Annotated in this window: 17 protein-coding genes; 8 read left to right on the plus strand and 9 right to left on the minus strand. The window is 69.6% G+C overall.

Annotation, left to right across the window (positions count from 1 at the left end):
* The first annotated feature begins 52 nt into the window (after window positions 1-52).
* Window positions 53-4063 carry a non-ribosomal peptide synthetase gene (locus ACN469_RS02740; protein ID WP_498763858.1) on the plus strand — a complete coding sequence of 1337 codons (4011 nt, stop codon included), beginning with the start codon at window positions 53-55 and terminating at the stop codon, window positions 4061-4063.
* On the opposite strand, the gene ACN469_RS02745 is transcribed toward ACN469_RS02740, so the two are convergent.
* The 3 genes from ACN469_RS02745 to hflX all read right to left on the minus strand — a co-directional run bounded on the left by ACN469_RS02745 (window position 4050) and on the right by hflX (window position 6678).
* On the minus strand, window positions 4050-4283 hold the full coding sequence (locus ACN469_RS02745; RefSeq protein ID WP_498763860.1) for a hypothetical protein: 234 nt from the start codon (window positions 4281-4283) through the stop codon (window positions 4050-4052). The two genes, ACN469_RS02740 and ACN469_RS02745, sit on opposite strands and share 14 nt — an antisense overlap.
* A gap of 246 nt (window positions 4284-4529) precedes the next feature.
* The gene (locus tag ACN469_RS02750; RefSeq protein WP_498764277.1) at window positions 4530-4955 is read right to left on the minus strand and encodes a hypothetical protein; all 426 of its coding nucleotides are present in this window, start codon (window positions 4953-4955) and stop codon (window positions 4530-4532) included.
* A gap of 70 nt (window positions 4956-5025) precedes the next feature.
* A complete protein-coding gene (gene hflX, locus ACN469_RS02755; RefSeq protein WP_498763862.1) occupies window positions 5026-6678 on the minus strand; it encodes a GTPase HflX in 1653 nt (550 codons plus the stop codon).
* Window positions 6679-6842: 164 nt separating this feature from the next.
* On the opposite strand from hflX, the gene proB reads away from it, so the two are divergent.
* Complete coding sequence (gene proB / locus ACN469_RS02760) at window positions 6843-7970, plus strand: glutamate 5-kinase (RefSeq protein WP_498763864.1); 1128 nt, start codon at window positions 6843-6845, stop codon at window positions 7968-7970.
* Window positions 7971-7992: 22 nt separating this feature from the next.
* On the opposite strand, the gene ACN469_RS02765 is transcribed toward proB, so the two are convergent.
* Window positions 7993-8457 carry a hypothetical protein gene (locus ACN469_RS02765; RefSeq protein WP_498763866.1) on the minus strand — a complete coding sequence of 155 codons (465 nt, stop codon included), beginning with the start codon at window positions 8455-8457 and terminating at the stop codon, window positions 7993-7995.
* 249 nt (window positions 8458-8706) lie between these two features.
* Between ACN469_RS02765 and ACN469_RS02770 the strand changes: the two genes are divergently transcribed.
* The 5 genes from ACN469_RS02770 (at window position 8707) to acnA (ending at window position 16533) form a co-directional block, all read left to right on the plus strand.
* Window positions 8707-9735: a helix-turn-helix transcriptional regulator gene (locus ACN469_RS02770; protein ID WP_498763868.1), complete on the plus strand. Its 1029-nt coding sequence runs from the start codon at window positions 8707-8709 to the stop codon at window positions 9733-9735.
* The gene (locus ACN469_RS02775) at window positions 9732-10661 is read left to right on the plus strand and encodes a helix-turn-helix transcriptional regulator (protein ID WP_498763870.1); all 930 of its coding nucleotides are present in this window, start codon (window positions 9732-9734) and stop codon (window positions 10659-10661) included. Before ACN469_RS02770 ends, ACN469_RS02775 begins: the two co-directional genes overlap by 4 nt.
* Window positions 10662-10668: 7 nt before the next feature.
* Window positions 10669-12264, plus strand: a complete 1596-nt coding sequence (locus ACN469_RS02780; RefSeq protein ID WP_498763872.1) for an FHA domain-containing protein — start codon at window positions 10669-10671, stop codon at window positions 12262-12264.
* A 120-nt stretch (window positions 12265-12384) separates the two neighbouring features.
* Entirely contained in the window at window positions 12385-13659 is a 1275-nt protein-coding gene (locus tag ACN469_RS02785; RefSeq protein ID WP_498763874.1) for a phospholipase D-like domain-containing protein, read from the plus strand.
* Between the two features lie 141 nt (window positions 13660-13800).
* Window positions 13801-16533 carry an aconitate hydratase AcnA gene (gene acnA / locus ACN469_RS02790; RefSeq protein ID WP_498763876.1) on the plus strand — a complete coding sequence of 911 codons (2733 nt, stop codon included), beginning with the start codon at window positions 13801-13803 and terminating at the stop codon, window positions 16531-16533.
* A 99-nt stretch (window positions 16534-16632) separates the two neighbouring features.
* Here the strand turns inward: acnA and ACN469_RS02795 are convergent, their stop codons facing one another.
* Entirely contained in the window at window positions 16633-17055 is a 423-nt protein-coding gene (locus ACN469_RS02795; protein ID WP_498763878.1) for a GTP pyrophosphokinase, read from the minus strand.
* Between the two features lie 154 nt (window positions 17056-17209).
* Here ACN469_RS02795 and ACN469_RS02800 point away from each other — a divergent pair, with 154 nt between their 5' ends.
* Window positions 17210-18025 carry a class I SAM-dependent methyltransferase gene (locus ACN469_RS02800; protein ID WP_498763880.1) on the plus strand — a complete coding sequence of 272 codons (816 nt, stop codon included), beginning with the start codon at window positions 17210-17212 and terminating at the stop codon, window positions 18023-18025.
* Window positions 18026-18034: 9 nt separating this feature from the next.
* Here the strand turns inward: ACN469_RS02800 and ACN469_RS02805 are convergent, their stop codons facing one another.
* The 4 genes from ACN469_RS02805 to ACN469_RS02820 are packed head-to-tail and all read right to left on the minus strand — an operon-like array spanning window position 18035 to window position 24571.
* Window positions 18035-18652, minus strand: a complete 618-nt coding sequence (locus ACN469_RS02805; RefSeq protein ID WP_498763882.1) for a hypothetical protein — start codon at window positions 18650-18652, stop codon at window positions 18035-18037.
* Between the two features lie 5 nt (window positions 18653-18657).
* On the minus strand, window positions 18658-19716 hold the full coding sequence (locus tag ACN469_RS02810; protein WP_498763884.1) for a PilW family protein: 1059 nt from the start codon (window positions 19714-19716) through the stop codon (window positions 18658-18660).
* Window positions 19717-19730: 14 nt separating this feature from the next.
* Window positions 19731-20357: a type IV pilus modification PilV family protein gene (locus tag ACN469_RS02815; protein ID WP_498763886.1), complete on the minus strand. Its 627-nt coding sequence runs from the start codon at window positions 20355-20357 to the stop codon at window positions 19731-19733.
* Complete coding sequence (locus tag ACN469_RS02820; protein ID WP_498763888.1) at window positions 20354-24571, minus strand: hypothetical protein; 4218 nt, start codon at window positions 24569-24571, stop codon at window positions 20354-20356. Before ACN469_RS02820 ends, ACN469_RS02815 begins: the two co-directional genes overlap by 4 nt.
* Window positions 24572-24685: the final 114 nt, after the last annotated feature.

The raw sequence follows: 24685 nt of genomic DNA on the forward strand, positions 1-24685 counted from the left end.
GGCTGATAAAACTGATTTAAGCTGAAATAGCAGTCGGGACGGAGGTGTCGCGATGAGCGCGCCCGAGGTGAAGCGAGAGGTGGCGAAGGTGCGAAGCCTGCCCCCGTTGGTGCCCGTTCCGAGGGGGTCTCCTCCTCCGCTGTCCTTCGCGCAGCAGCGCCTGTGGTTCCTCGCGCAGGTGGACGCCGGGGGTTACTCCTACAACGTGCCCTTCTTCTCGCGGCTGAAGGGACGGCTCGACGTGGCGGCGCTCGAACGCGCCCTGTCGGCGCTGGCGCAACGGCACGAAGTCCTGCGCACCACGTTCGGTGAAGAGGCAGGGCGACCGGTGCAGCGCATCGCGCCCGACGTCTCGGTGACGCTGAATGTGGAGCCGGTGGCGGGGGAGGAGGACCTCCTGCGTCTCGCCGAGGAAGATGCGCGACGCACGTTCGACCTGAGCACCGGGCCGATGCTGCGCGTGCGGTTGTTGAGGGTGAGCGAAGACGACCACGTGTTGATGTTGATGCTCCATCACATCTCGTGTGACGGCTGGTCCATGGGGGTGATGGAGCGCGAGCTGCGCGAGCTGTATGGAGCCTTCACGGAGGGCCGCTCGCCGACGTTGCCTGTGTTGCCGGTTCAGTACGCGGACTATTCGCTGTGGCAGCGCGAGTGGATGAAGGGCGAGGTGCTGGAGTCGCAGCTCGCGTGGTGGAAGGCGCTGCTGTCGGGAGCCTCGCCCGCGCTGGAGCTGCCCGTGGACCGGCCGAGGCCGCCGGCGCAGACGTTCCGGGGCGCCAGCGTGGTGATGCCCCTGTCTCCGCCGCTCTCGCAAGCAGTGAAGGCCCAAGCCCGCGCCGAGGGTGTGACGCCGTTCATGCTGTTGCTGGCGTGCTTCCAGGTGCTGCTTTCACGCTACAGCGGCCAGCGGGACGTGGTGGTGGGGATGCCCATCTCCGGGCGGAACCGACGCGAGCTGGAGAACCTCATCGGCTTCTTCGTCAACACGCTCGCGCCGCGCCTGGACGTGGATGCGGAGGAGTCGTTCCGGGCGATGCTCGGACGGGTGCGTCGGATGTGTCTGGGGGCCTACGCGAACCAGGACGTCCCGTTCGAGACGTTGGTGGAGTCGCTGCGGCCGGCTCGGGACTTGAGTCGCTCGCCGCTGTTCCAGGTGATGTTCGTCATGGAGGGACCGCGCCCCATGCCGTCCCTGCCAGGGCTCACGGCGAGCCAGGTGGTCTTCGACTACGGCATGGCGAAGTTCGACCTGACGTTCTTCCTGCGTGAGACGGCCGAGGGTTGGGTCGGCATCTGGGAATACAACCAGGCGCTGTTCCACGAGGCGACCTTGCGGCGGATGGCGACTCACTACGTGACGCTGATGGAGGGACTCCTCGCGGACCCGGGGCGACGCGTCGGGGATGTGTCGTTAATGGATGAATCGGAGCGGCGTGTACTGCTGCGGGAGTGGAGTGGACGTGCGGATTCGAGTGCCGTGCCCGGCTTGATGCACGCGTGGGTCGAGGCACAGGTGGCTCGCTCGCCCGACGCGGTGGCGGTGACGGACGGACAGTCGTCGCTGACCTACGCGAGCCTGGAGCGGCGCGCGAATCAGCTCGCGCATCACTTGCTGGCGTTGGGTGTTCGACCGGGGGGAACGGTGGGGTTGTGCCTGGAGCGGGCCTCCCTGGAGATGCCGGTGGCGGTGCTGGCGACGCTGAAGGCAGGCGCGGCCTTCCTCCCGTTGGACCCGAGCTATCCGTCGCAGCGCCTGGAGCAGATGTTGGAGGACACGGGCGCGCCCGTGGTGCTGGTGCACGGTGCGCTGGAGCGGGCGTTGCCCGAGCGCATGGGGACGCGCCGGGTGCGCTTGGAAGAGGAGGCGGGGCGGATTGGCGCGAGGCCCGTGCATGCTCCGGCCGTTCTGCTCTCGCCGGAGACCCCCTGTTATTTCGTCTACACGTCGGGGAGCACGGGGCGGCCCAAGGGCATCCTCATGTCACATCGCGCGGTGGGGAACATGCTGCGCTGGTTGCTCGCGCGCACGGTGGACGCTGGGGCGACGACGCTCCAGTTCGCCTCGCTGAACTTCGATGTGTCGTTCCAGGAGATGTTCGGAACGTGGTGCCTGGGCGGCACCGTGCTGCTGGTGGGGGAGGAGGAGCGAAGGGACCCGGTGGCCCTGCTTCAGCGCATGGTGATGCACGGCGTGGGACGGTTGTACCTGCCGTTCGTGGCGCTCCAGGCGTTGTGCGAGGTGGCGCAACACGAGGCTGTGCTGCCGCCGCTGCGCGAAGTGGTGACGGCCGGTGAGCAGTTGCAGGTGACGCCCGCGCTGGTGTCTTTCTTCCAGCGGCTTCCCGGGTGCGTGCTGGAGAACCAGTACGGCCCTTCGGAGGCTCATGTCGTCACGGTCTGGAGGGCTCAGGGGCCTCCCGCGACGTGGCCCTCGCTGCCTCCCGTGGGCGTGCCCATCTCGAACGTGAAGGTGTACGTGCTCGACGAGCGGGGCGCACCGAGCCCCGTGGGCGTGTTGGGTGAGGTGTACGTCGGGGGCGCGAGTCTCGCGCACGGGTACTGGGAGCGCGCGGAGCTGACCGCGGACCGGTTCATCCCGGATGCGCTGAGTGACGAGCCGGGCGCGCGGCTGTACCGCACGGGGGACAAGGCGCGGTGGTTGGGGGATGGAAATCTAGAGTTCCTGGGGCGGGTGGACGGACAGGTGAAGGTGCGCGGCTTCCGGGTGGAGCTGGGCGAGGTGGAGGTGGCGCTGAAGGCGCTGCCGGGTGTGAAGGACGCGGTGGTGGTGGTGAGGCAGGAGGAGGGTGGGGAGAAGCGATTGGTGGGCTACGTGGTGCACGCGGAGCCGTGGGACGCGGAGGCGTTGACGTCGCGTCTGGAGGAGCGGCTCCCGGAGTACCTGGTGCCGAGCGTGCTGGTGCGACTGGAGGTACTGCCGCTGGCGCCCACGGGCAAGGTGGACCGCAAGGCGCTGCCCGCGCCGGGGCGGCATCAGCTCGTGTCACGCGGCGCGCACGAGGGGCCCCGCGACGAGCTGGAGCGGAAGCTGGTGCGCGTGTGGGAAGAGGTCCTGGGCGTGAGCCCCGTGGGCGTGACGGAGGACTTCTTCGCGCTGGGTGGCCACTCGCTGATGGCCATCAGGTTGCTCGCGCGCATCCGAGGTGCGGTGGGCAGGGGGCTGCCGGTGGCGACGCTCTTTCAGCGTGCGACGGTGGCGCATGTCGCGTCCGTGCTGCGCCGGGAGTCCATGTCGCCCGCGTGGAGTCCGCTGGTGCAGCTCCATGGAGGACAGGGACAGCGGCCCTTCTTCTGTGTGCATGCGGTGGGCGGCACGGTGCTGAGCTACGCGGAGCTGGCGAAGTCGCTGGGGCCCGAGCTGCCCTTCTTCGGTCTCCAGTCGCGTGGACTCGAGGGAGATGTGCCTCCGTGCGAGAGCATCCCGGAGATGGCGAGCCTCTATCTCGCCGCGATGAAGGAGGTGCAGCCACGCGGGCCGTATCGGCTCGGGGGCTGGTCGATGGGAGCCAGCATCGCGTGGGAGATGGCGCACCAGCTCCAGCAACAGGGTGAGCGGGTGGAGGTGCTCGTGCTCATCGACGGCTTCGTGCGTCCGTTTGATGGTGAGGGCGCGGCACCGGGGCACGACGAGGCCCGGCGCTTCGGCGCGATGTTCTACTCAGACTTGATGCGCGCGGCGGGGAACGCTGTCGCGATGACCGACGAGGAACTCGCGCGGGAAGACCCCGAGGCGCTGATGCGCGCCCTGGCGGCGGCGAGCAGTGGAGCCCAGTCACTCGAAGCCCTTCGCCGGGTCTTCGAGGTGAACCTCCTGGCGGCGTGGAGCTACGTGCCGGCTCCCTACTCGGGGCCTGTTGTCTCCATCGAGGCCACGGGCACCACGCGTGTGCACGGCTGGGAGCAGGTGGCAACGGGCGAGCTCACCGTCCACGCGATTCCGGGCGACCACTACTCCATCTTGCGCGGCCCCGACGTGACACGGCTGGCGTCACTGCTGCGTGAGAGCCTCGGGCGGGCGCAGGACGTCACGACGCGGTGATGGTGGCGGGAGCCCGTCGCAACCAAGCCAAGGTGGCGACACCGGCCACCGTGTTCCCCATCGCAACCCAATACCAACAGGGCTCGAGCGGACGCGCGTCCACGCGCAGCGAGATGTCCCTCGCGTTGAGGGTGAGCCAGTCCACGGTGAACAGCTCCAGGTAGAGCACGGACGCCGTGACGAGTATCGACAGCAGGAGCAGCGCCGAGCAGGCAGCCATCCAGCTGGCTCCAGCAACGGTCGACCGCGAGACGGAACCCGGTGCGCGGATGACCGCGCTCATTACATCCTCGGAGTTCCGTGCACTCCCTCGGAGCCACCAGAGGATGAAGGGGCCGAAGGCGACGAGGGAAAAGAGGATGGCACCCTGGAATTGCATTCCAGGCGAATCAAATGGAGAGCCACTGATGTCCACGAACTGCATCGCGGATTCTTCCACCGGACTCTCCAAGTAGCCCCGCGCTGCTCAGTACCGCCGGACGCTCTGCTCCGGGCCGGAGCCTCGGATGCGCCAGACGGTGAGGCGCTGCGAGTTGGTGTGGCTGACCACCATGCCGTCCTGCTGCATCTGCTCCAGCAGGCGGTTCGTCTTCAGGCGGTCCAGGCCCACGGCCTTGGCCAGCACGTCACCGGGCAGGCCGGTGATGTTGCGGCGCAGCTCGTTGACGATGGCCTTCTTGAACTCGCTCTTCTGCAGGCCGTCCAAATCCTGCGTCCTCCACGCCTGGAGCACGCCCGCGGCGATGAGCACCAGCGTCAGTATCGCCACCAGCGGGTAGATGATGTGGCTGTTCTGCTCCAGGACCTCGAAGTACTTCGGGGACATGGAGGAGACAGGACGGGTGTAGTCCGGCACGATCTGCGCGAGCAGGCCGGAGAGCTGCAAGGACATTGCGGGAAAGGTCGCCACGGCTCCCCGACTCTAGGGGGAGCCGCGCCTGCCCCGCAACTCGCACGCCGCGTCAGACGACGCCCATGGCCTCGGAGGCACCCTCGGCGAACAGCGTCGTGTCCGCCTTGGCCAACAGCGTGGCGAGCCCCTCGCGCGACTGGGCGCTGATGGCCACCCCGCCCCGCGAGCGCAGCAGCGCCTCCACGTCCTCCGCCGGCATCAGGTCCGCCTTGTTCCACACCATCAACCGAGGCTTCTCCATCAACCCCAGCGACGAGAGGATCTTCTCCACCGCCTCCACCTGCTCGTCCCGCGCCACGTCCGCCGCGTCCACCACGTGCAACAGCAGTGTCGCGTCGTACAGCTCCTCCAGCGTGGCGCGGAAGGCCGCCACCAGGTCCTTGGGCAGGTCCCTGATGAAGCCCACCGTGTCGGTGATGATGACCTCACGCTCCTGCGGGAAGCGCAGCCGGCGGCTCGTCGGGTCCAGGGTCGCGAACAGCTTGTTCTCCGCCAGCACCTGCGCGTTGGTAATCGCGTTGAGCAGCGTGGACTTGCCCGCGTTGGTGTAGCCGACGATGGAGATGACCGGCAGCTCGCGCCGGTTGCGCTGCGCCCGCCGCACGCTGCGCTCCCGACCAATCGTGTCGATGCGCTTCTCCAGATTGGTGATTCGCTCGCGCACCCGGCGTCGGTCGATCTCCAGCTTCGTCTCGCCAGGGCCGCGTCCGCCGATTCCACCCGCGAGCCGGCTGAGCGAGTCGTCGCTCTGCACCAGCCGGGGCAGCCGGTACTTCAGCTGCGCCAGCTCCACCTGGAGCTTGCCCTCCGCGCTCTGCGCCCGCTGCGCGAAGATGTCGAGGATGAGCTGCGTGCGGTCCAGAATCTTCAGACTGGTGGCCTCGCCGATGTGGCGCCCCTGCGACGGGGTGAGGTCCTTGTCGAAGATGAGCAGGTCCACCATGGACTGCATCGAGCGCAGGTTCAGGTCCTCCAGCTTGCCCCGGCCGATGAGGTAGCGAGGGTCCACCTCGCGCTTCACCTGGAGCACGCTGTCGACCACTTCCACGCCCGCCGTGCGCGCCAGCTCCCGCAGCTCCGCGAGGCTCGCTTCCGCCCGGCTCCGGTTCCCGTCCAGGCACACCGCGACGAGGATGGCCTTCTCCCGGCCTCCCACCGCGCGCGCCGCCGCCTTGCGGCTGAACTCATCCTCCAGCGCGCCCAGCGTCTCCGTCAGGTCCGGCTGCTCCCCGTGCACGGAGGGCAGGGTGGAGACATGCCAGAACTCGCCCGTGCCGTTCTCCGGCACCAGGTAGGCGTAGTGCAGCACGCCCGGCAGCCCCTCCTGGCCCACGCCCACGGCGGCCACGCAGTCCAGGCGCAGGAGCGCGAGGTCCGTCAGGTCGTCCTTGGTGAGCGGCTCGCTCTTGAGGTGCGTGTGCACCAGGCGCAGGCCACGCAGACGCACCTGACCCGCGCGAGCACGGCCGATGTCGGGCAACTCGAGCTTGTGGGCGTTGCCCACGACGACGTGCTCGATTTCACCCTTGCGATTGATGAGCACGCCCACCTGTCGGTTCGTCTCGTGGGACAGCTCGGTGAGGTGGCGGGCGAGCTCGGGCGACACGATTTCGTGCGGAGACACCCGCCGGCGGAAGGTGTTGCGCAGCCGGTGTTGCTCGTTCGCCTTGAGACCCAGGGTGTTGCCGAAGATTTCCTTCAAACGCTTGCTCCTCTGACGAAGACCGGCAGTCCCCGTCTTTCCCGGCACTTTATACGGCGCCGCGTCCAGGTGGCTGACACCACCGTTCCGGGCCGGATTGCCGGAACCGTAGTGAACACACGGCCCTTGCGCGCTGTTTCCCAATCCGTCCTAGGCTGCCGCGCGTGAGTCACTCGGGACGTAACGCCCTGCGCGCCGCGAAGCGCGTGGTCGTGAAGATCGGCACCAACGCCCTCACCCACGCCACCGGCCGCTTCAACCGCGAGCACTTCGTGGCGCTGGGCAGGGACTTGCTGTGGGCGGCCCAGGGCCGCGAGCTGGTGGTGGTGTCCAGCGGCGCCATCGCCCTGGGGATGGAGCGGCTGGGCCTGTCCGCCCGACCCCGTGACATCCCAGGCAAGCAGGCGTGCGCCGCGGTAGGCCAGAGTCGGCTCATGCAGGCCTATGAGGACGTCTTCGGAGGGCAGGGCCAGGCCGTGGCGCAGGTGCTCCTTACCCATGAGGACATGCGCGACAGGCGGCGCTACCTCAACGTGAAGCACGCCTTGGAGCGCCTGCTGTCCGCCAGCGTGGTGCCCGTCATCAACGAGAACGACACCGTCTCCGTGGACGAGCTGAAGTTCGGCGACAACGACACGCTCGCGGGCCTGGTCGCGGGAGTGGTGGAGGCCGATGCCCTGGTCCTCCTCTCCGACGTGGATGGACTGCACACCGCGGACCCTCGACGGGACGCGGGCGCGAGCCTCCTGGAGACGGTGGAGGTGGTGACTCCGGAGGTGCTCGCCCTCGCGGGAGGCACCTCCAGCGGCGTGGGCACGGGCGGCATGGCGACCAAGGTCCGCGCCGTCGCGAGCGCCGCCGAGCAGGGCATCCGAGGCGTCATCACCTCCGGCTCCGTGCCCGGTCGTCTGCGCGCCGTGCTGGAGGGCGAGCCCGTGGGCACCCTCTTCGAGCCCACCGGTGCGCGCCGGGGCTCGCGCGCGGCGTGGATTGCCCATGCCCTGCGCCCGCTGGGCACACTCACCGTGGATGCGGGAGCACGTGAGGCCATCGTCCAGGGCAAGCGCAGCCTCTTGCCCAGCGGCGTGCGCGCCGTGGACGGGGACTTCGACCGAGGCGACCCGGTGGATCTGGCGGATGAGTCTGGAGCGGTCTTCGCGCGGGGCCTCGCCTCGTATGACGCCCAGGAGCTGCGGCGCATCGCCGGACGGCGGACGTCCGACATCGAGTCGGTGCTGGGCTACCGCTACCTGGATGAGGCCGTGCACCGCGACGACCTGGCGGTGCTCTAGCGCTGGACAGGAGGGATGCGGGTCAGATGGAGCAGGCGGAGGAGCTGCTGCCGCCATCCGTGCCCAGCTGCATCAGCGCGCGGAACTCCGGAGAGTCCACCTTCATCAGGAGCAGCGACACTTCCAGCTCACCGGGTACGCGGCCGAGCTGCAGCTTGCGCTGCTGTCCGTGCAGGAGCGCGAGCTCCGAGTGCCCCTTGGCCTCCGGCAGGAGCAGGTCCAACTGGAGGAGGAACGACTCGCCCTCCGCGCGGGGCATCAGCACCAGCCGGTAGTCGGCGAGCGGGGCACCGGGACGGCGGCGCTCGGCGCGCAGCGTTCGGCCCGTCTCTCCCAGGAGCTTGGGCTGGGCGACCAGCCGGCCTTCGCGCCAGACCTCGACGGCGAAATAGAGTGGCTCGGCTTCAGCGGACGAAGGCATCACCCCACAGGCCAGCCCCAACAGCAGCGCCAGCCCGGCAACCATGTTACGGAAGGTGCGGTTCATGGTGAGGTTCCCTTCTGAAGCTGGCGCAGGAATATCCCAAGTCGCGCCCATAGTGCGAGCCCTCCTTGGTCGGTCTTCGGGTTCCTACCTGAATGACAAATATCGCACAGAAGAATACCTGCTTGCCTGTTCAGTCAGGGCCAGCTAACAGCCTGCCCCCCCGCGCGGGCCGGGCCGCCGTTTCCCACTGTCACGTACCCCTTCCTTGACCCCCCGGGGTCCGCCCGGCATCGTCGCCGATCTTCCCGAATGGACCGCACCGAACGCATCCTCGACCTCGTAGCCCTTCTGCTCGACGCCCGCGAGCCCATCTCCTGGGCCGAGCTGCGCGAGCACTTCCCCGCAGACTACGGAGGCTCGGACGACGCCGCCGAGCGCAAGTTCGAGCGCGACAAGGCCGAACTGGTGGAGCTGGGCTTTCCCCTCACCTATGTCCAGGGCGATGACGAGCGCCGCGATGGCTACATCGTGGACCGTGACGCCTACTACCTGCCGGAGGCGGACCTGACGAAGGAGGAGCTGGCCGTGCTCTACGCCGCCGGCTCCGCGGCGCTCGCGTCCGGCGTCTTCCCCGGCAGGGATGACCTGGCACACGCGCTGCGCAAGATTGGCTTCTTCGCTGGCGAGTCGCTGCCCACGCCCAGGGTCCGCATGGAGCTGGGCGCCACGCCGGCGGGACAGGAGAAAGAAGTCTCCGCCCGCCTCGAGCAGCTCTGGGACGCCTGCGCCGGGCGCAAGTGGGTGGAGATGTCCTACGCCAGTCCCAAGCACCCGGGCACCACGCAGCGCAAGGTGGACCCGTACGGACTCGCGCTGCGCCGGGGGGTGTGGACGCTCGTGGGCCACTGCCACCTGCGCGGCGGCCTGCGCACGTTCCACGTCCACCGCGTGCGCGAGCTGAAGGTGAACACCGCGCGTCCGCGCACGCCGGACTTCCAGGTGCCGGAGGACTTCTCGCTCGACAACCACGTGGCGTACTTCCCGTGGCAACACCGCTTCCACGAGCCGGTGGAGGTGGTGTTGCGGTTGTCCGGCGCGCTGGCGTCGCGTGCCTCGGGCCTGTTCCCCGGCGCGACGCTGGAGCCGGTGGCGGAGGGTGGTGTCACGCTCGCGCGACTGCGGGTGAGCTTCCTGGATGGGCTGGCGCGCTTCTGCCTCTCGCTGGGGGCGGACTGTGTCGTGGAGGGGCCGGAGAGTGCCCGGTCGCGGCTGAGGGAGATGGCCGCGCGCGTCGCCAACCGTCACGCGGACGCGCTGGAAGACAAGGTGAGCGCATGAGCAACGTCCACGAGCGGCTCCGCCGCCTGCTGTTCCTCGTCCCGTACGTGTCCAAGCACCCCGGCGTCACGGTGGAGGCGCTCGCCCGCGCCCTCAACATCAGCCGCGAGGACCTGCTGGAGGAGCTGGACCTGCTCACGTGCGTGGGCAGGCCTCCCTTCAACCCGGACGACTACATCGACATCTACGTGGACAATGACCGCGTCTACGTGGACCTGGACCAGCGCCTCTTCGCTCCGCCCCGACTGACGGCGGGAGAGGCCGCCGCGCTGGCCGCGGCGGCGGAGCTCCTGCGCCCGGCCTCGGGTGACGCGCTCCAGAGCGCACTCCAGAAGCTGGAGCACGTGCTGCCGCCCCAGGTGCGCGAGCGCTACCGGGAGATGTACCGGAAGATTGATGCCTCCACCGAGGCCCCCCAGGCGCTCGGGCCGCTCACCCGCGCCATTCTCGAAAGGCGAGAAGTCACGTTCGGCTATGCCAGCCCGGGTCGGACCGCCGAGCCACGCCGGGTGCGTCCGTATGAGCTGCTCAGCCACCGGGGACAGTGGTATCTCCAGGGCTTCTGCCATACCCGGCAGGACGCTCGCCTGTTCCGGCTGGACCGGATGGAAGACCTCACCGTCACTGAAACGCCATTTCTCCCCCCGCCCGATGCCCGGGCGGATGTTCCCAACCCGGCCCGGAGCAGCTCCGAGGCGTCCGTGCGCGTGCGGTTCTCGCCCGTGGCGGCGCCCTACGTGAAGGAGCGCTTCGGCCAGGACGCCCGCCCGCTTGCCGATGGGGGCGTGGAAGTCCTCGTGGCCGGCGACAGCGAGCGCTGGCTCACGCAGTGGGTGCTGTCCTTTGGCGGCGAGGCGGAGGTGATGGAACCTGTCTCCGCGCGAGCGGCCGTTGCCCGAGCGGCGCGTGCCTCGATAGGATTGTAGGGCCCCCATGCCTTTCCAGCTGACGATCTCCGAGGGAAAAGACGCCGGCAAGGAGTTCGTCTTCGACCAGGACTCCGTGCTCATCGGTCGTACGTCCGAATGTGACGTCGTGCTGTACGACCCGGGCGTGTCCCGCAAACATTGCCGCCTGTTCCTCGACGGCGACGCCTACAGCGTCGAGGACCAGGGCAGCGCCAACGGCACCTTGCTCAACGGCACCGCGGTGCAGACGCAGGCCCTGGAGGACGGCGACAAGCTGACCCTGGGGCCGGTGACGTTCGTCTTCGCCTTGATGACGGACGAGCCCGCCACGGGTGAGGAGGAAGTGCCCGCCGGGGCGGAGGACGGCGCGAACAGCACCCGCATCGTCTCCGTGGACGCCATCAAGCGTCAGCGCAACAAGGGCGTGGCCCTGGCCCCCGAGGGCGCGGACGAGAACGCGCTGGAGGAGATGCGGCAGGGAGCCACCCGCAACAACCTGCGAGCGCTGCGGCCCGCGGGGCAGAGTGGCGCGCGCGCGGCGCTGGCCTCGTCGAACGAGCCCGCGGCCATCGAGCGGGCCCCTTCCTCGTCCCCCGCGCCCCGTCGTCCGCAGGGCAGCTCCGCGCCCGTGCGCGCGCGGCCGTCGTCCAGCGCTGGAGCTGGCGCGGGCAGCGGCCTGTCCGCCGCCGAGCGTGCCCGCATCCGCCGCGAGTCTCCGGGCCTGGTGTCGAGCGCGAAGCTGTTCTGGGCGGACGCCAGCAACATGGTGCGCGGCGGCCTGGTGGGCGGCGGCGTCGCCGTGGTGTTGGGTCTCTTCGGCCTGCTGTACTGGCTGGTGCTCAGCGGCGAGGACAAGGGGCCCGTGGGCGAGGAGCCCGCGGTGCTCACCCAGCAGCCCATCCGCGACTCGTTCGGCCTGGGGCCCGACGTGACGTGGGCCCGGGCGGACATGAAGATCTTCGAGTGGGAGTACACCGCCGCCACCAAGGCCGTGGTCATCCTCCACTACCAGGCGCAGGGCATCTCCAAGGACGAGGTGATGGTCAGCGTCAACGGCGTGGACGTGGGCAAGGTGCCCCCGGACACGCTGGCCAGCCAGGACCGCTCGCTGGAGCTGATGATTCCCTCCCAGCACCTGAAGAAGGGCGAGCCCAACCGCATCGTCTTCGACAACACCAAGAATCCGCCGGGCGAGGACCCCTGGCGCATCTGGAATGTGTGGGTCGAGCGCGCGCTCCTGCCGGACCTGTTGCCCGAGGAGCTGCTGCGTCAGGCCAGCGAGTCCTACAAGCGCGGCCGGAAGAACAACGACACGCCGGACATCGGCGCCCGCAACCGCTACGAGGCGTGGAAGTCCTTCCGCGAGGCGTGGCTGATGCTGGAGGCCCACCCGGAGCCCAAGCCCGACCTCTACTACGAGGCCCAGGAGCGCATGAAGGTGGCGCAGCAGGAGCTGGACAGGACGTGCGCCAAGCTGCTGCTGGAGGTGGAGGGCTACTACAACCAGGGCAACTACAAGGCTGCCTCCGCCACGCTGGACCACATCAAGCAGTACTTCCCGGAGTACGACCAGCCGTGTGCCACCCGCGCCGAGAACAAGCGCGGAGAGTACGGGCTGTAGCACCTCCCTGCTTTCACCGGGATGCAGCGTCCCCTATCGGACGCTGCATCACCCCGGAGGGCCGTTCAGGCGGCCCGTCGGGTTGCCGGCCCGCGTCGCCGTCCTCACCGTAAGAGGACCATGCGCGATCTGGAGGTGATGAGCGAGAGGACGGGAGTGTCGGGCGAAGTCCTGCCCGAGCCCGGCTGTGCCCAGAGCCCCCTGCCGGAGCGAGCGCCCGTCTGGAGTCCTGGTGTCTCCGGCATGCTCCTGGCGCGCTATTACCTGCCGCGCGGCCACGCGGTGACACGCGGCAACGCGTGCGTGCTCCTGCGCGACGGCGTGGAGGCGTATCCGGCGATGCTGGAGGCCATCCGGCGGGCCCGGCGCTACATCCGCCTGGAGACGTACATGTTCATCACCGACTCCGTCGGTGAGCTGTTCGGCCAGGCGCTCGCGGAGGCCGCCGAGCGCGGCGTGCACGTGAAGGTGCTCTACGACGCGGTGGGCTCCTGGACGAGCCGGAAGGGCTACTTCGAGGAGCTGCGCCAGCGCGGCGTGGACATCCGCTCCTTCAAGCCCTTCAACCTGTCGCGCGGCTGGCGGCACCTGTTGCGCCGGGACCACCGCAAGATTCTCGTCGTCGACGGCGAGGTGGCCTTCACCGGCGGGGTGAACATCTCCGCGCACTGGGCCCCGGAGGGGGAGCAGGGTGGTGGGTGGCGCGACGACGTGCTGCGAATCGAAGGCCCCGCGGTGCACATCCTGGAGCGGCGCTTCCTGGCCACCTGGCGGATGATGTTCCAGGACCGCATCCACCGCTGGGCGTCCGGGCTGCAGCACCGCCTGCGCAGGCGCCGGGGCGCTTCTTCCCCGCGAGGGCCCACGGGGCTGGCGGTGCTGTCCAGCCGGCGGAGCATCCACCGCGCCTACCTGCACGCCATCCAGCGCTCCCGGCGCAGCGTGCTCATCGCCGCGGCGTACTTCGTGCCGGACCGGAAGCTCGTCGTCGCCCTGCGCGACGCGGCCCGGCGGGGCGTGGAGGTGAGCTTGCTGCTCAACGCCCGCAGCGACCACCCCCTGCTGGAGTTCGTCACCCGGGCCTTCTACGAGAAGCTCCTGGGGGCGGGGGTGCGCATCTTCGAGTGGCAGCGCGGCGTGCTCCACGCGAAGACGGCCGTGGTGGACGGGGCCTGGGGCACCATCGGCTCGTTCAACCTGGAGCGGCTGAGCCTGGCCTTCAACCACGAGGTCAACGCCGTGTTCGCCGACCCCCGGCTGGGCCAGCAACTGGAGGACTCCTTCCGGACGGACTGCGGCGACTGCCGCGAGGTGACGCTGGCGGAATTCCGTCGCCGGCCCCTCTGGCGCAAGCTGCTGGAGCGCGCCCTGTACAGCCTGCGCAAGGTCATCTGACGGACGCATGGTTCCGATGAGCGGGGCTGGACTCTTGCTGGGTCAACAGTCCATCGCCGGATGCGCGCGCAGGAACCCTTTGCAACGCGTCAAAGGCGAGCCTAGAAGTGCCCACATCCTGCGCACGGAAGGGCACCGCACATGACCGACAGTTTCGGCACGAAGTCCAAGCTCCAGGTGGGCTCGGCCACCTACGACTACTTCAGCCTGAGCAAGCTGGCCAAGGCACATCCCGCCGTGGATCGCCTGCCCTTCTCGCTGAAGGTGCTGCTGGAGAACCTGCTGCGCAACGAGGATGGCCGCGTCGTCAAGCGCGAGCACGTCGAGAAGATGCTGGCGTGGGACCCCAAGGCCACCCCGGACGTCGAAATCTCGTTCCACCCCGCGCGCGTGCTCCTCCAGGACTTCACCGGCGTGCCCGCGGTGGTGGACATGGCGGCGATGCGCGAGGCCCTGGCCACCATGGGTGGCGACCCCGCGAAGATCAACCCGCGCAACCCGGCCGACCTGGTCATCGACCACTCGGTGCAGATCGACTCCTTCGCCACGACGGCGGCCTTCAAGGAGAACGCGGAGCTGGAGTTCGAGCGCAACCGCGAGCGCTACGCCTTCCTGCGCTGGGGACAGAGCGCGTTCAAGGGCTTTGGCGTCGTCCCGCCGGACATCGGCATCTGCCACCAGGTCAACCTCGAGTTCCTGGCGCAGGTGACATTCCGCCAGGGCACCACGGTGTACCCGGACACGCTGGTGGGCACCGACAGCCACACCACGATGATCAACGGCCTGGGCGTGGTGGGCTGGGGCGTGGGCGGCATCGAGGCGGAGGCCGCGCTGCTCGGCCAGCCGATTACGATGCTCATCCCCCAGGTGGTGGGCTTCAAGCTCACCGGCGTGCTGCCCGCGGGCGCCACGGCGACGGACCTGGTCCTCACCGTCACGCAGATGCTTCGCAAGAAGGGCGTGGTCGGCAAGTTCGTGGAGTTCTTCGGCACCGGCCTCAAGAGCCTGTCCCTCCCGGACCGCGCCACCATCGCCAACATGGCGCCCGAGTACGGCGCGACCATCGGCTTCTTCCCCGTGGACGAGGAGAGCCTCAACTACCTGCGCTTCACTGGCCGTCCCGACGCCGTCGTCGCCCTCACGGAGTCCTACGCCAAGGAGCAGGGCCTGTGGCGCAAGGATGACGCGCCGGAGCCGCTCTTCACCGACACGCTGGAGCTGGACCTGTCCACCGTGGTGACCAGCCTCGCGGGCCCCAAGCGCCCGCAGGACCGCGTCCCGCTGACGGACATGAAGTCCGGCTACGAGAAGTCGCTCGTGGAGATGCTCTCGGCCGGCAAGAGCAAGGGCGAGGACGACGAGGGCGGCGGCAAGGCCAAGGCCCCCGCGGCCGAGGTGCCCCCGGAGCGGCTGGCCCAGGCTGTCACCGTGAAGCAGGGCCGGGAGAGCTACCAGCTGGGCCACGGCGCGGTGGTGATTGCGTCGATTACGTCCTGCACCAACACGTCCAACCCGGCGGTGCTGGTGGGCGCGGGCATCCTCGCGAAGAAGGCCGTGGAGAAGGGCCTCAACCCCAAGCCCTGGGTGAAGACCAGCCTGGCCCCGGGCAGCCGCGTCGTCACCGAGTACCTGCGTGACTCGGGCCTCTTGCCCTACCTGGAGGCCGTCGGCTTCCACGTGGTGGGCTACGGCTGCACCACGTGCATCGGCAACTCCGGTCCGCTGACGGAGCCCGTCGCCAACGCCGTCGTCGAGGGGGACCTGGTCGTCGCCGCGGTGCTCTCCGGCAACCGCAACTTCGAGGGCCGCATCAACCCGCACGTGCGCATGAACTACCTGGCCAGCCCGCCGTTGGTGGTGGCCTACGCGCTGGCCGGCGAGGTGGGGTTGGACATGGACAAGGAGCCCTTGGGTCTGGATCCGAACGGCCGCCCCGTGTTCCTCAAGGACATCTGGCCCACCAACGAGGAGATCAAGACGGTCATCCGCGCGTCGGTGAAGCCCGAGCAGTTCCGCAGCCAGTACGCCAACGCCATGGACGGCGACGCGCTCTGGCAGCAGCTGCCCGTGGGCAAGGGCTCCACGTTCCAGTGGGATGAGAAGTCCACCTACGTGCGCAAGCCGCCCTTCTTCGAGAACCTCCCGAAGGAGCCCAAGGCGACGCAGGACATCAAGGGCGCGCGCGTGCTGGCGCTCCTGGGTGACTCCGTCACGACGGACCACATCTCGCCCGCCGGCAACATCGCCAAGACGAGCCCGGCCGCCAAGTACCTGATGGCGGAGGGCGTGGAGCCCAAGGACTTCAACTCCTACGGCGCGCGTCGCGGCAACCACGAGGTGATGGTGCGCGGCACCTTCGCCAACATCCGCCTGAAGAACCTGCTCGTCCCAGGCGTGGAGGGTGGCGTCACCGTTCACATCCCCACCCGCGAGCGGATGAGCATCTACGACGCCTCCATGAAGTACCAGGCGGACAACACCGCGCTGGTGGTGCTGGCCGGCGCCGAGTACGGCACGGGCTCCAGCCGTGACTGGGCCGCCAAGGGCACGCAGCTCCTGGGCGTGAAGGCCGTCATCGCCAAGAGCTTCGAGCGCATCCACCGCTCCAACCTCGTCGGCATGGGCGTGCTGCCCCTGCAGTTCGAGGCGGGCCAGGACGCGCAGTCGCTGGGCCTCACCGGCCACGAGACGTTCGAAATCACCGGGATTGCCCAGGACCTGGCGCCGCAGAAGAAGCTCACCGTGAAGGCCACGGGCGAGGGCGGCACCAAGGAGTTCATCGCGGTGTGCCGCATCGACACGCCGAACGAGCTCGACTACTACCGGCACGGCGGCATCCTCCAGTACGTGCTGCGCCAGCTCGCGAAGGCGTAGTCCTCCCGGAAGACAGAGACCGGCACCCGCTTTCCTCGGCGGGTGCGGGACTCGCACAGCGGCCCGGAGTGCCCGCGTGGCGCTCCGGGCCGTCGTGTCTCAGGGCTCTTTCAGCCGTGCCCAGGCGGCGCGGTAGCGGGCCAGCCGCTCCGCGTCCTTGGCCGTCACCGCCGTCAGCCGGCGCACGTCCATGTTGTCTTCCAGGTCCGCGAGCTTCACCCGGCGCGCCAGCGCGTCCGGCCGCAGCCGCTCGATGAAGGCCTCGTACGTCTCGTGCTCGCGCCGGGTGAGTCCCTCCAGCGCTCGCAGCACGGGCTCCGGATAACCACTGGCCCGCAGTCGCTCCAGCGTCCAGGGCGTGTCCTCCACCACGTCGTGCAGGACCGCGACGGTGCGCTCCTCCTCCGTCTCCAGCCGCATCATCAGCCGCAGGGGATGCAGGATGTAGGGCTGGCCCGCCTTGTCCCGCTGACCGCGGTGCGCCTCCACGGCGAGGGCAATCGCGTCTTCGAGCGTGGGCATTCCAGGCGTCCTTCGTGAGGGAGTCGCGCCGAGCATCCCACGCCTCGAAGGCGGATGGCTCGCGGTCCTCTCGGAACGAAGGCGGGTTCATGATATTGAGAGTAGTTATCAGTATCGATAGGGTCCAGGAAAATCCACGGCAAGGAGCGCGCTGATGCGGCAGGAGAAGGTGGTTCCCAATCTCACGGGGATACCGGAGACGATGCTCTGGACGCTGCACAACCGGGCGGGCGAGGCGCGGCGCGCGGACGGCATCCTCCGGGACACGGAAGGGGTGCGCATCCACGAGGCCATCGACTACGACTTCGAGAAGTCCTTCGGTCGCGCGGAGCCCTCGCACGCGGTGCGCGCGGTGGAGATGGACCGGGTGCTGCGCCGCTGGCTTGCGTCACACCCGGACGGCTTCGTGGTGTCCTTGGGCGAGGGGCTGGAGACGCAGGCCCGGCGGCTGGACAACGGACGGCTGCGTTGGCTGAGCGTGGACCTGCCGGAGGCGGTGGCCATCCGGGAGCGCTTCCTCCCTCCGTCGGAGCGGCTGCGGCACTTCGCCGCGAGCGCGTTGGACCGGGCGTGGATGGACGCGGTGGACCCGAGCGCGGGCGTGTTCATCATCGCGCAGGGTCTGTTCATGTACTTCGAGGAGGCCGAGGTCCGCCGGCTCCTGGTGGATATCGCCGACCGCTTCCCGGGCGCGGAGCTGCTCTTCGACACGATTCCGCGCTGGTTCTCCCGGCGCACGCTCGTGGGGCTGCGGCGCACGCGCGCGTATCAGGTGCCCCGGATGCCGTGGGGCATCAACCGGGACGAAGTGGAGTCCACGCTGAGGCGGTGGGAGCCCCGCGTCATCCGCGTGGACACCCTGCCGTACCTGTTCCCGCGCGGGCTGCAGCGCCTCATCTACAACCGCTTCAACCAGGTGCCCTGGCTGCGCGACAAGGCGCCCGTCATCGTCCACGCGCGCCTGGCCTGAGGGACGGCTTCAGTTGTGGTTGCCGGAGCCCGTTCCCGTGGTGCCCTGGGACGTGTTGGGGCCGCCGCCGCCGTTGTAGCTGAGCAGTCCCTCCACGGCGAGGGTGTTGGGGTTCTGCGACCCGTCGCTCCGGCGGGCGCGCAGCGTGGTGGAGATGCACACCGCGCCGACGACGGCCACCTGGTCATTGTCCCGGCGCCAGTTGGGGGCGACGGGGTCGTACTCGTCCTGGTTGTCGCGGATGTACAGATACACGTCCGGATTGCCGTCGCCGTCCACGTCGGCGAAGAGCTCCGGGTGCGCGGCGCGCAGCGCGGGCGAGGACGGGTCCGCGGGCGTCGGGTTGAAGCCGGAGGGTACCGGGTCGTAGCTGGCCGGCGCGGCGAGGTAGGTGTTCCAGCTCGCGTAGTTGCGTCCGAAGAAGCCGCGCGCGAGCTGCAGGCCGCTCTCCGCGCAGCTCTGGCGTTGGCCGGCGCGACTGCTGGCGACGGCGCGCACGCGCTCGCCACCCGCGTACACCATGAGGCTGGCGACCAGGCCCAGCAGCACGGTGACGAGCATGACGACGACAATCAGCGTGGCGCCACGGGCGGCGCGGTGGAGGGGCTTGCGCGGCTTGGGGCTCATGGCGCTCACAGGTTGGCCGCCGCCAGGTTGGGCAGCTCCAGACGGCGGGTGTAGAGGCTGCGGTAGAAGCCATCCGCGGCGACGGCGGCCGGCGGCACGTGGTTCTCCGTGGTGATGGGCTTGTCGTCCGCCAGCACCGCGGTGCTCTGCGTGTTGCGGCGCGGGTTGCGGCCGGTGGCGACCACGCTGACGCGCACCGTGCGCAGGCCCGCCTGGAAGGCGGAGCCCAGTCCGTGCCGCCATGCGTACTGGGCCGGGTCCTCCTGGCCCGTGGTGTCGAAGCCGAAGGCCACCTGCAGGTCCTCCACGTTCTCCTGCACGACGAAGGGCGGGTCCGCCGCTGGCTCCGAGAAGGGCCGGCCCAGCGCGTCCGCCACCAGCCTGCCTTCCGTGCGCAAGAGCGACGGCCGTCCCGACGTGGGGTGGGGGCCGATGAAGAAGCGCACCAGTCGCACCGGATAGACGAGGTCCCCGCTCTGGTAGCCGCCCCGCTCCGGCGCGTTGGAGAAGCCCGCCACTCCCGCCTCGTCGTAGTTCACCTGGCCCGGCACGCCTGGGGCCTGCGGGACGAGGGCGATGTTGGAGATGAGCGCGGCGCTCGTCATGTTGCTGACCAGGTGCGGCGCGCCCGGCTTGAGGCTCTGCGTGCAGTTCACCTGAAGCGCGCCCATGCCGGGGCGCACCACGGAGGCGGCGCCGCCGGAGGCGACGCAGGGCTCGCCCATGTAGTTTCGGTCCGGCACCACCAGCCACAGGTCATCGCTGCCGTCGGCGTTGGGCGTGTTGGGAGTGGTGCCCGTGCCTGTCGTGCCGTCGCGGCCGAAGATGGCGCCGATGCGCACGGTCGCGCCCCCCTGGCTCACCCAGATGCCCCCGGGCGCGCCCGCGCCCGCCTGGCGCACCATGTTCATGACGGCCTCGCCCGCGAGCCGGGAGGCGTCGTGACTGTCCGCGGTGTGCTCCGTGTTGTGGATGACGCGGCTGCCCGCGATCATCAGCGACGCCGCCGCGGCGATGATGATGGCCGTGAGGGCCAGGGCGACCATCGTCTCCAGCAGGGTCATTCCTCGCCAGGCTCTCATTGGACGAACACCTCGTTGTGGAACTGGGCGCGGTCCGCGGTGTCGCCCTTGCGCACGACGCGGGTCCACACCGTCACCGGCCGCGAGCCCGCGGGGAGGAGCGCGGCGGCCGCGACGGGGACCTCGAGCGGCAGCCCGGTCGTCACCAGGATTTCCCGGCAGTACGTCCCCTCCGGCAGCGAGGCGTCGTTGCACGCCGTGCCGGGGGGAATGCCCGTGAGCGGCTCCACCTGGCCGGTGGCGGACAGCCTGAAGTACGCGCCGGAGCTGGGGTCGCTCGCCACGGGCACCGTCGGGTCCGCCCGCCAGGGCGCGGCGCCGGGTGCCAGCTTCGTGGGGGGCTGCGTGGGCCGCGCCACCGCCTGCGCGAGCAGCGGGCCCTTGGCGGCCAGCCACAGCCGCTGCGTGCTGGCCTCCAGCAGCAGCCGCTTCACCTGGAGCAGCTGGCCGTCATGCACGTCGCGCGAGGCGAACACCATGCCGCCCACCGCGCCGGTGGCGGCGAGCGCCAGCACCACCATGGCGATGAGCACCTCGATGAGACTGGAGCCCCGGCGGATGAGACTGGAGCCCCGGCGGGTGAGACTGGAGCCCCGGCGGGGAGCGCGAGAGGGCGCGCTCATTCGAAGAACCTCTGGCTCCAGTTGAGCAGCCGGAAGATGAAGCCACCCTGGCCATTGACGCGCAGCGCTTCGTCAGGACTGGAGGGGCCCGTGGTGGTGGTGTTGTCGATGCGCGTGTTGGTGATGCGGCTGACCTCCAGCCCCACCACGAAGTCCTGCGACGTGGCGCCGGTGTCGCGGTGGTACACCGTCACGCCGCCGAAGTTGGCCAGGGACAGGCCGGGCAGCACCGTGGCCGCGGCGCTGGCCGTGTTGGCGGTGTTGCCCAGGTCCATCTTCCAGGTGTTGCCCGCCGTCGTCGCGTCGACGGACATCAAATCTCCCAGCTTCCCGTTGGCGGTGCTGAAGTACGCGGTGCGCCCGGCCACGGTGATGTTGCCGTAGATGTGCCGCGGGCCCGCGAAGGACAGCGGGAAGGGCGTGGGCTCCTGGAGCACGCCCTGGGTCCTGGCCAGCGTGTGAGCCCCCGAAGCCGTCACCGGCGAGCCATTCAGCTTGAAGCCGTCCTCGCCCATGGGCAGCCGCCGCCTGCGGTCCAGCAGCCCCAGGTGCACCTGGCCGTCGGAGGTGGGTTGCACCCAGTCCGCGCCGCCGGTGCCCACCATGGCGACCAGCTCCCCTTCGTAGCCCTTGAGCGCGGTGCCGGTGGCGATGTCCTGCGGCAACCGGGCCAGCGCCACGTTGGTGGTGATGGGGCGGCGCTGGGTGTCGGTGGATTCGGTGTCCAGCGCGGAGTACTTGCACGGCGCCGTCTCCGAGCACGCGGGGCCCAGGCGCAGCACGTTGGAGTTCTGCCCGGTGGCGCCGTCCAGCTCCCACAGCCGGCCCTCCATGTCCCCCACGTAGAGGCGCGAGGCGCCGCCCGTGTCCGTCAGCACGGTGGGCGCGGTGGGCGCGGTGTTGTCCACCCAGCTCTGCGTGAAGCCCTGCTCCCACTGCCACAGCTTCTGTCCGGTGGCGGCGTCGATGGCGAAGACCTCCATGCCGAACGTGGGCGCGCCGTAGGCGCCCGAGCTGCTGGAGGCGACGAAGACGGCGTAGGTGGGCTCCAGGCCCTGGCGCACCACGCCCACGGACAGGCCGCGCGTGCCGCCCAGGCCTCCGTAGTTGTAGAGGCCGGAGGGCTCGCGGCCCGGGTCCGACTGGGGCGCCATGCGGAAGAGCGCGTCCTTCTCCTTCCACTTCACCGCCCACTGCGTGCCGCCCGTGTCGCGGTCCGCCAGCTCCACCGGCGCGTGCGGGGGGAAGGCGCCCGTCTGCGCGTGGCTGCCCGCCAGGTGCCACAGCAGCACCGGGCGCAGGGGGTTGGTGATGTCCAGGGCGAACAAGTCCCGGCCCGGGTTGCCCACGTTGGCCACCAGCACGGTGTGCCACTCGCGCCGGCCGCTGCCCACGAAGTCCGCGAAGACGTCCATCACCACCGGCGCGCTGTTGACGCGCGCGTTGTTGCTGCGCAGCCACGGCAGCTGCGTGGCCGGCAGGAAGCTCCACAGCTCCGTGCCACGCGGAGGCGTGGTGCCGCCAAGGAAGCTGGCGCTCCAGTTCTTCTGGAAGGCGGAGTCCGCGGGGCTGACGTTGGGGAAGGACAGCGTCTCCGCGGGGCCCGCGTAGCGCGCGCCGCCGGACACGTAGAAGGCGTGGAGCTGGCCGTCCAGGCCCGCCGCGTAGGTGACGGTGGGGCGGGGCGCGCCCTCGTCCGGGATGTACGGGCTGGCCTTCACCACCGCGGGCGCGGAGTGGACGAAGCCGCCCAGGTGCGCGCGGTTGTCCGCCTCGTCGTTGTTGCACTGGCTGTCGCTCGGCTCGAGGACGGGCGCGCCCGAGCCGTCATGGCCCGACGTCGTGGCGAAGCAGAAGCCGCGCACGCGCTGGAGCAGCTGCGCCACCGCGTTGAAGTCCGAGGCGAGCTTCGCCTTGTTGACCGCCTCCATGCTCAGGCCGAAGTCGGTGCCCTCCAGCTGCGGGGAGTACTGCACCGCCTGCTGCAAGTCACACACGCCATCGCCCGCGGGGTCGACGATGAAGTCGAAGCGCGGAGTGTCGTCGGGGTTCTTGGCCGCACCCAGCTTGAGCACGTCCACGCAGTTCGAGTTGGGCGCGCTGCCGTAGTTGGCGTTGATGGCGGTGCCGGCCACGCTCTGCGGCTTCCAGCCCACCTGGAGCACGCCGCGCGGCGCGCGCAGGCCCGCGCCCAGCGAGGGGTTGGCCTTCACCTGTCCACCGAAGTAGGTGAAGAGGTTGCGCTCGCGGGGCGGAGGCAGCGCGGCGTCCGCGTCCCACAGCGTGGCCGCGTCCAGGCTGCTCTCGCCCTGGTTGAGCGCGTCGCCGCCGATGAGCGAGTGGGCGCGCAGGTGGCCCGGGAAGTAGGGGAACACCCACTGCGAGCCCTGGGCGTGCACGTACGTGTCCACGCCGGGCGGATAGCCCGACACCGCGTCGTAGGTGGCCGCGAGCACCAGCGCGCGCGTCCCGTTGGCGTCGCTGCCGTTGGTGTCGTCGAAGGCGACGGGCGCGGAGAGGGCGCGCTCGCTGCTCAGGGGCTCGGAGCCCAGGTTGAGCAGCGTGTTGAGGACGATGCGCGTGCCGGGGACGCTCGACTTGAAGTCGTGGCCCGCCAGGTAGACGATGGTCGCCTTCTTCGGGTCATTGTCCTTCTGGTTGAAGCTGAAGAAGTCGTGCCCGCGCTGGGGGTCCTCCGCCACGTGGGTCGCGTTGTCGTAGATGTGCTCGTCCTTGTGGCCGTACCAGCTCACCGCCAGCCGGCGCACGCCGGCCTTGTAGGTCGCGCGGTAGCTCTCCGTGTGGCCCAGCACGCTGTTGAAGCGGAAGTCTCCCATCTGGGAGAACGGGTCCCCGGCGTTGGGGTAGAGGATGCAGGCCTTCCGGTTGGCCTGCGGCTGGGCCATGTAGTCCGGGTCCGTGCAGTTGCGCCCATCCCAGTTGTTGCCGCCGCCGAGCTTGTTGTACTGGAAGTTGCTCGCCGCCTGGAACCGGGAGCTGAGCACCGGCGTGTTGTTCGGGCGCTTCGTCGTCTCGTAGGACCAGATGCTCGCGCACTCGGCGAACAGGCCGTTGCCGCGCTGGTTGGTGAAGACCTCGATGTTGTTGAGGGCGTTCTCCCGCTGCGTCGTCGCCCCGTCGCCGTTGCTCTGGTACTCCGGGCGGGGGAGGTCTCCGATTTCCCAGTGGGGCGCCCAGAACACCTTGTAGCGAGGCTTGGTGGTGACGGGGTCCACCGCGTTGAGCAGGCCGTTCTTGAAGGCGCCGGTGGAGACGAGGTCCGCGTTGGCGTGGAGCGCGTCGTAGATGAGGCCGGGCTTCTTGCCGTTGAGGTTGCAGTTGGAGGTCGTCCCCTGGGGGCAGCCGCCGGCCCCCGGGAAGTCCAGGCCCGCGTTGCGCAGGTAGTCGTCCAGCATGCCGCCCTTCACCAGGGGGTCACCGTCGCTGTTGGTGCCGTCGGACAAGTCCAGCAGCGCGATTTTCGGCGGGACGCGGTTGATGCGGCGGGCCACCGGCGCGGTGAACTCGATGGTGGACTGGTGCATGCGCACGTAGTGGCAGCCGCTGTTGTTCTTGAAGGTGGCGCAGTCGCTCGGGCACGTGGTGCGGAACTTCTCCGGGGACAGGTCGCCGGAGCCCGAGCGGATGAAGTCGATGGCGCGCTTGGCGTCCGCCGCGTCGATGATGAACGCGCCGCCCATGTACCGCACGGTGCTGAAGCGCGGGCTGGTGACGGCGTTGTTCAGCGTCGCGGTGGTGAAGTACGGGCGCGCTTCGGCGGCCGTGGTGGTGAAGTTGTCGATGTTGCCGTTCGGATACATGCCGCTGGCGGGGAAGGCCGTGCCGTAGTTCACCGGCACCACCGGCTGCTCCGTGTTGTTGGTGATGGTGAAGTCGCAGCCGTCGTTCCACTTCGCGTCGCCGACGGGCGCGGGCGGCGTGTGGCGGTTGGTGGGCACGCACCGGTTGGGCGAGGCCTTCAGGTCATTGATGGCCAGGTACACCGTTATCGGCTGGCTGGCGTTGGGCCCGGGCGCCTGGTTCGACTGGAGGATGCGCCACACCAGGCCGTACGCGGACAGCGAGCCGCAGCCGCGCTGGAAGGTGGCCTGCTCGGGGATGATGAGCGCGCCGCGGCTGAAGGTGACGAGGTCCGTCGCCGAGGCGGGCAACGCCACCAGCAAGGACAGGGCGAGCAGTGCGCGCCGCGGCATGAAAGAAGGGGTCCGAGGAGTCATGGGGTGCTCCCACCGGGGGGTGAACCGACCCAATCCGGGTCAGCTTTGCCTCCTGATTGCACGCCATGTGCCCGGCTCCGCCGCGCGTGT

This window comes from Corallococcus terminator (assembly GCF_049194865.1).
Lineage (GTDB): Bacteria > Myxococcota > Myxococcia > Myxococcales > Myxococcaceae > Myxococcus > Myxococcus terminator_A.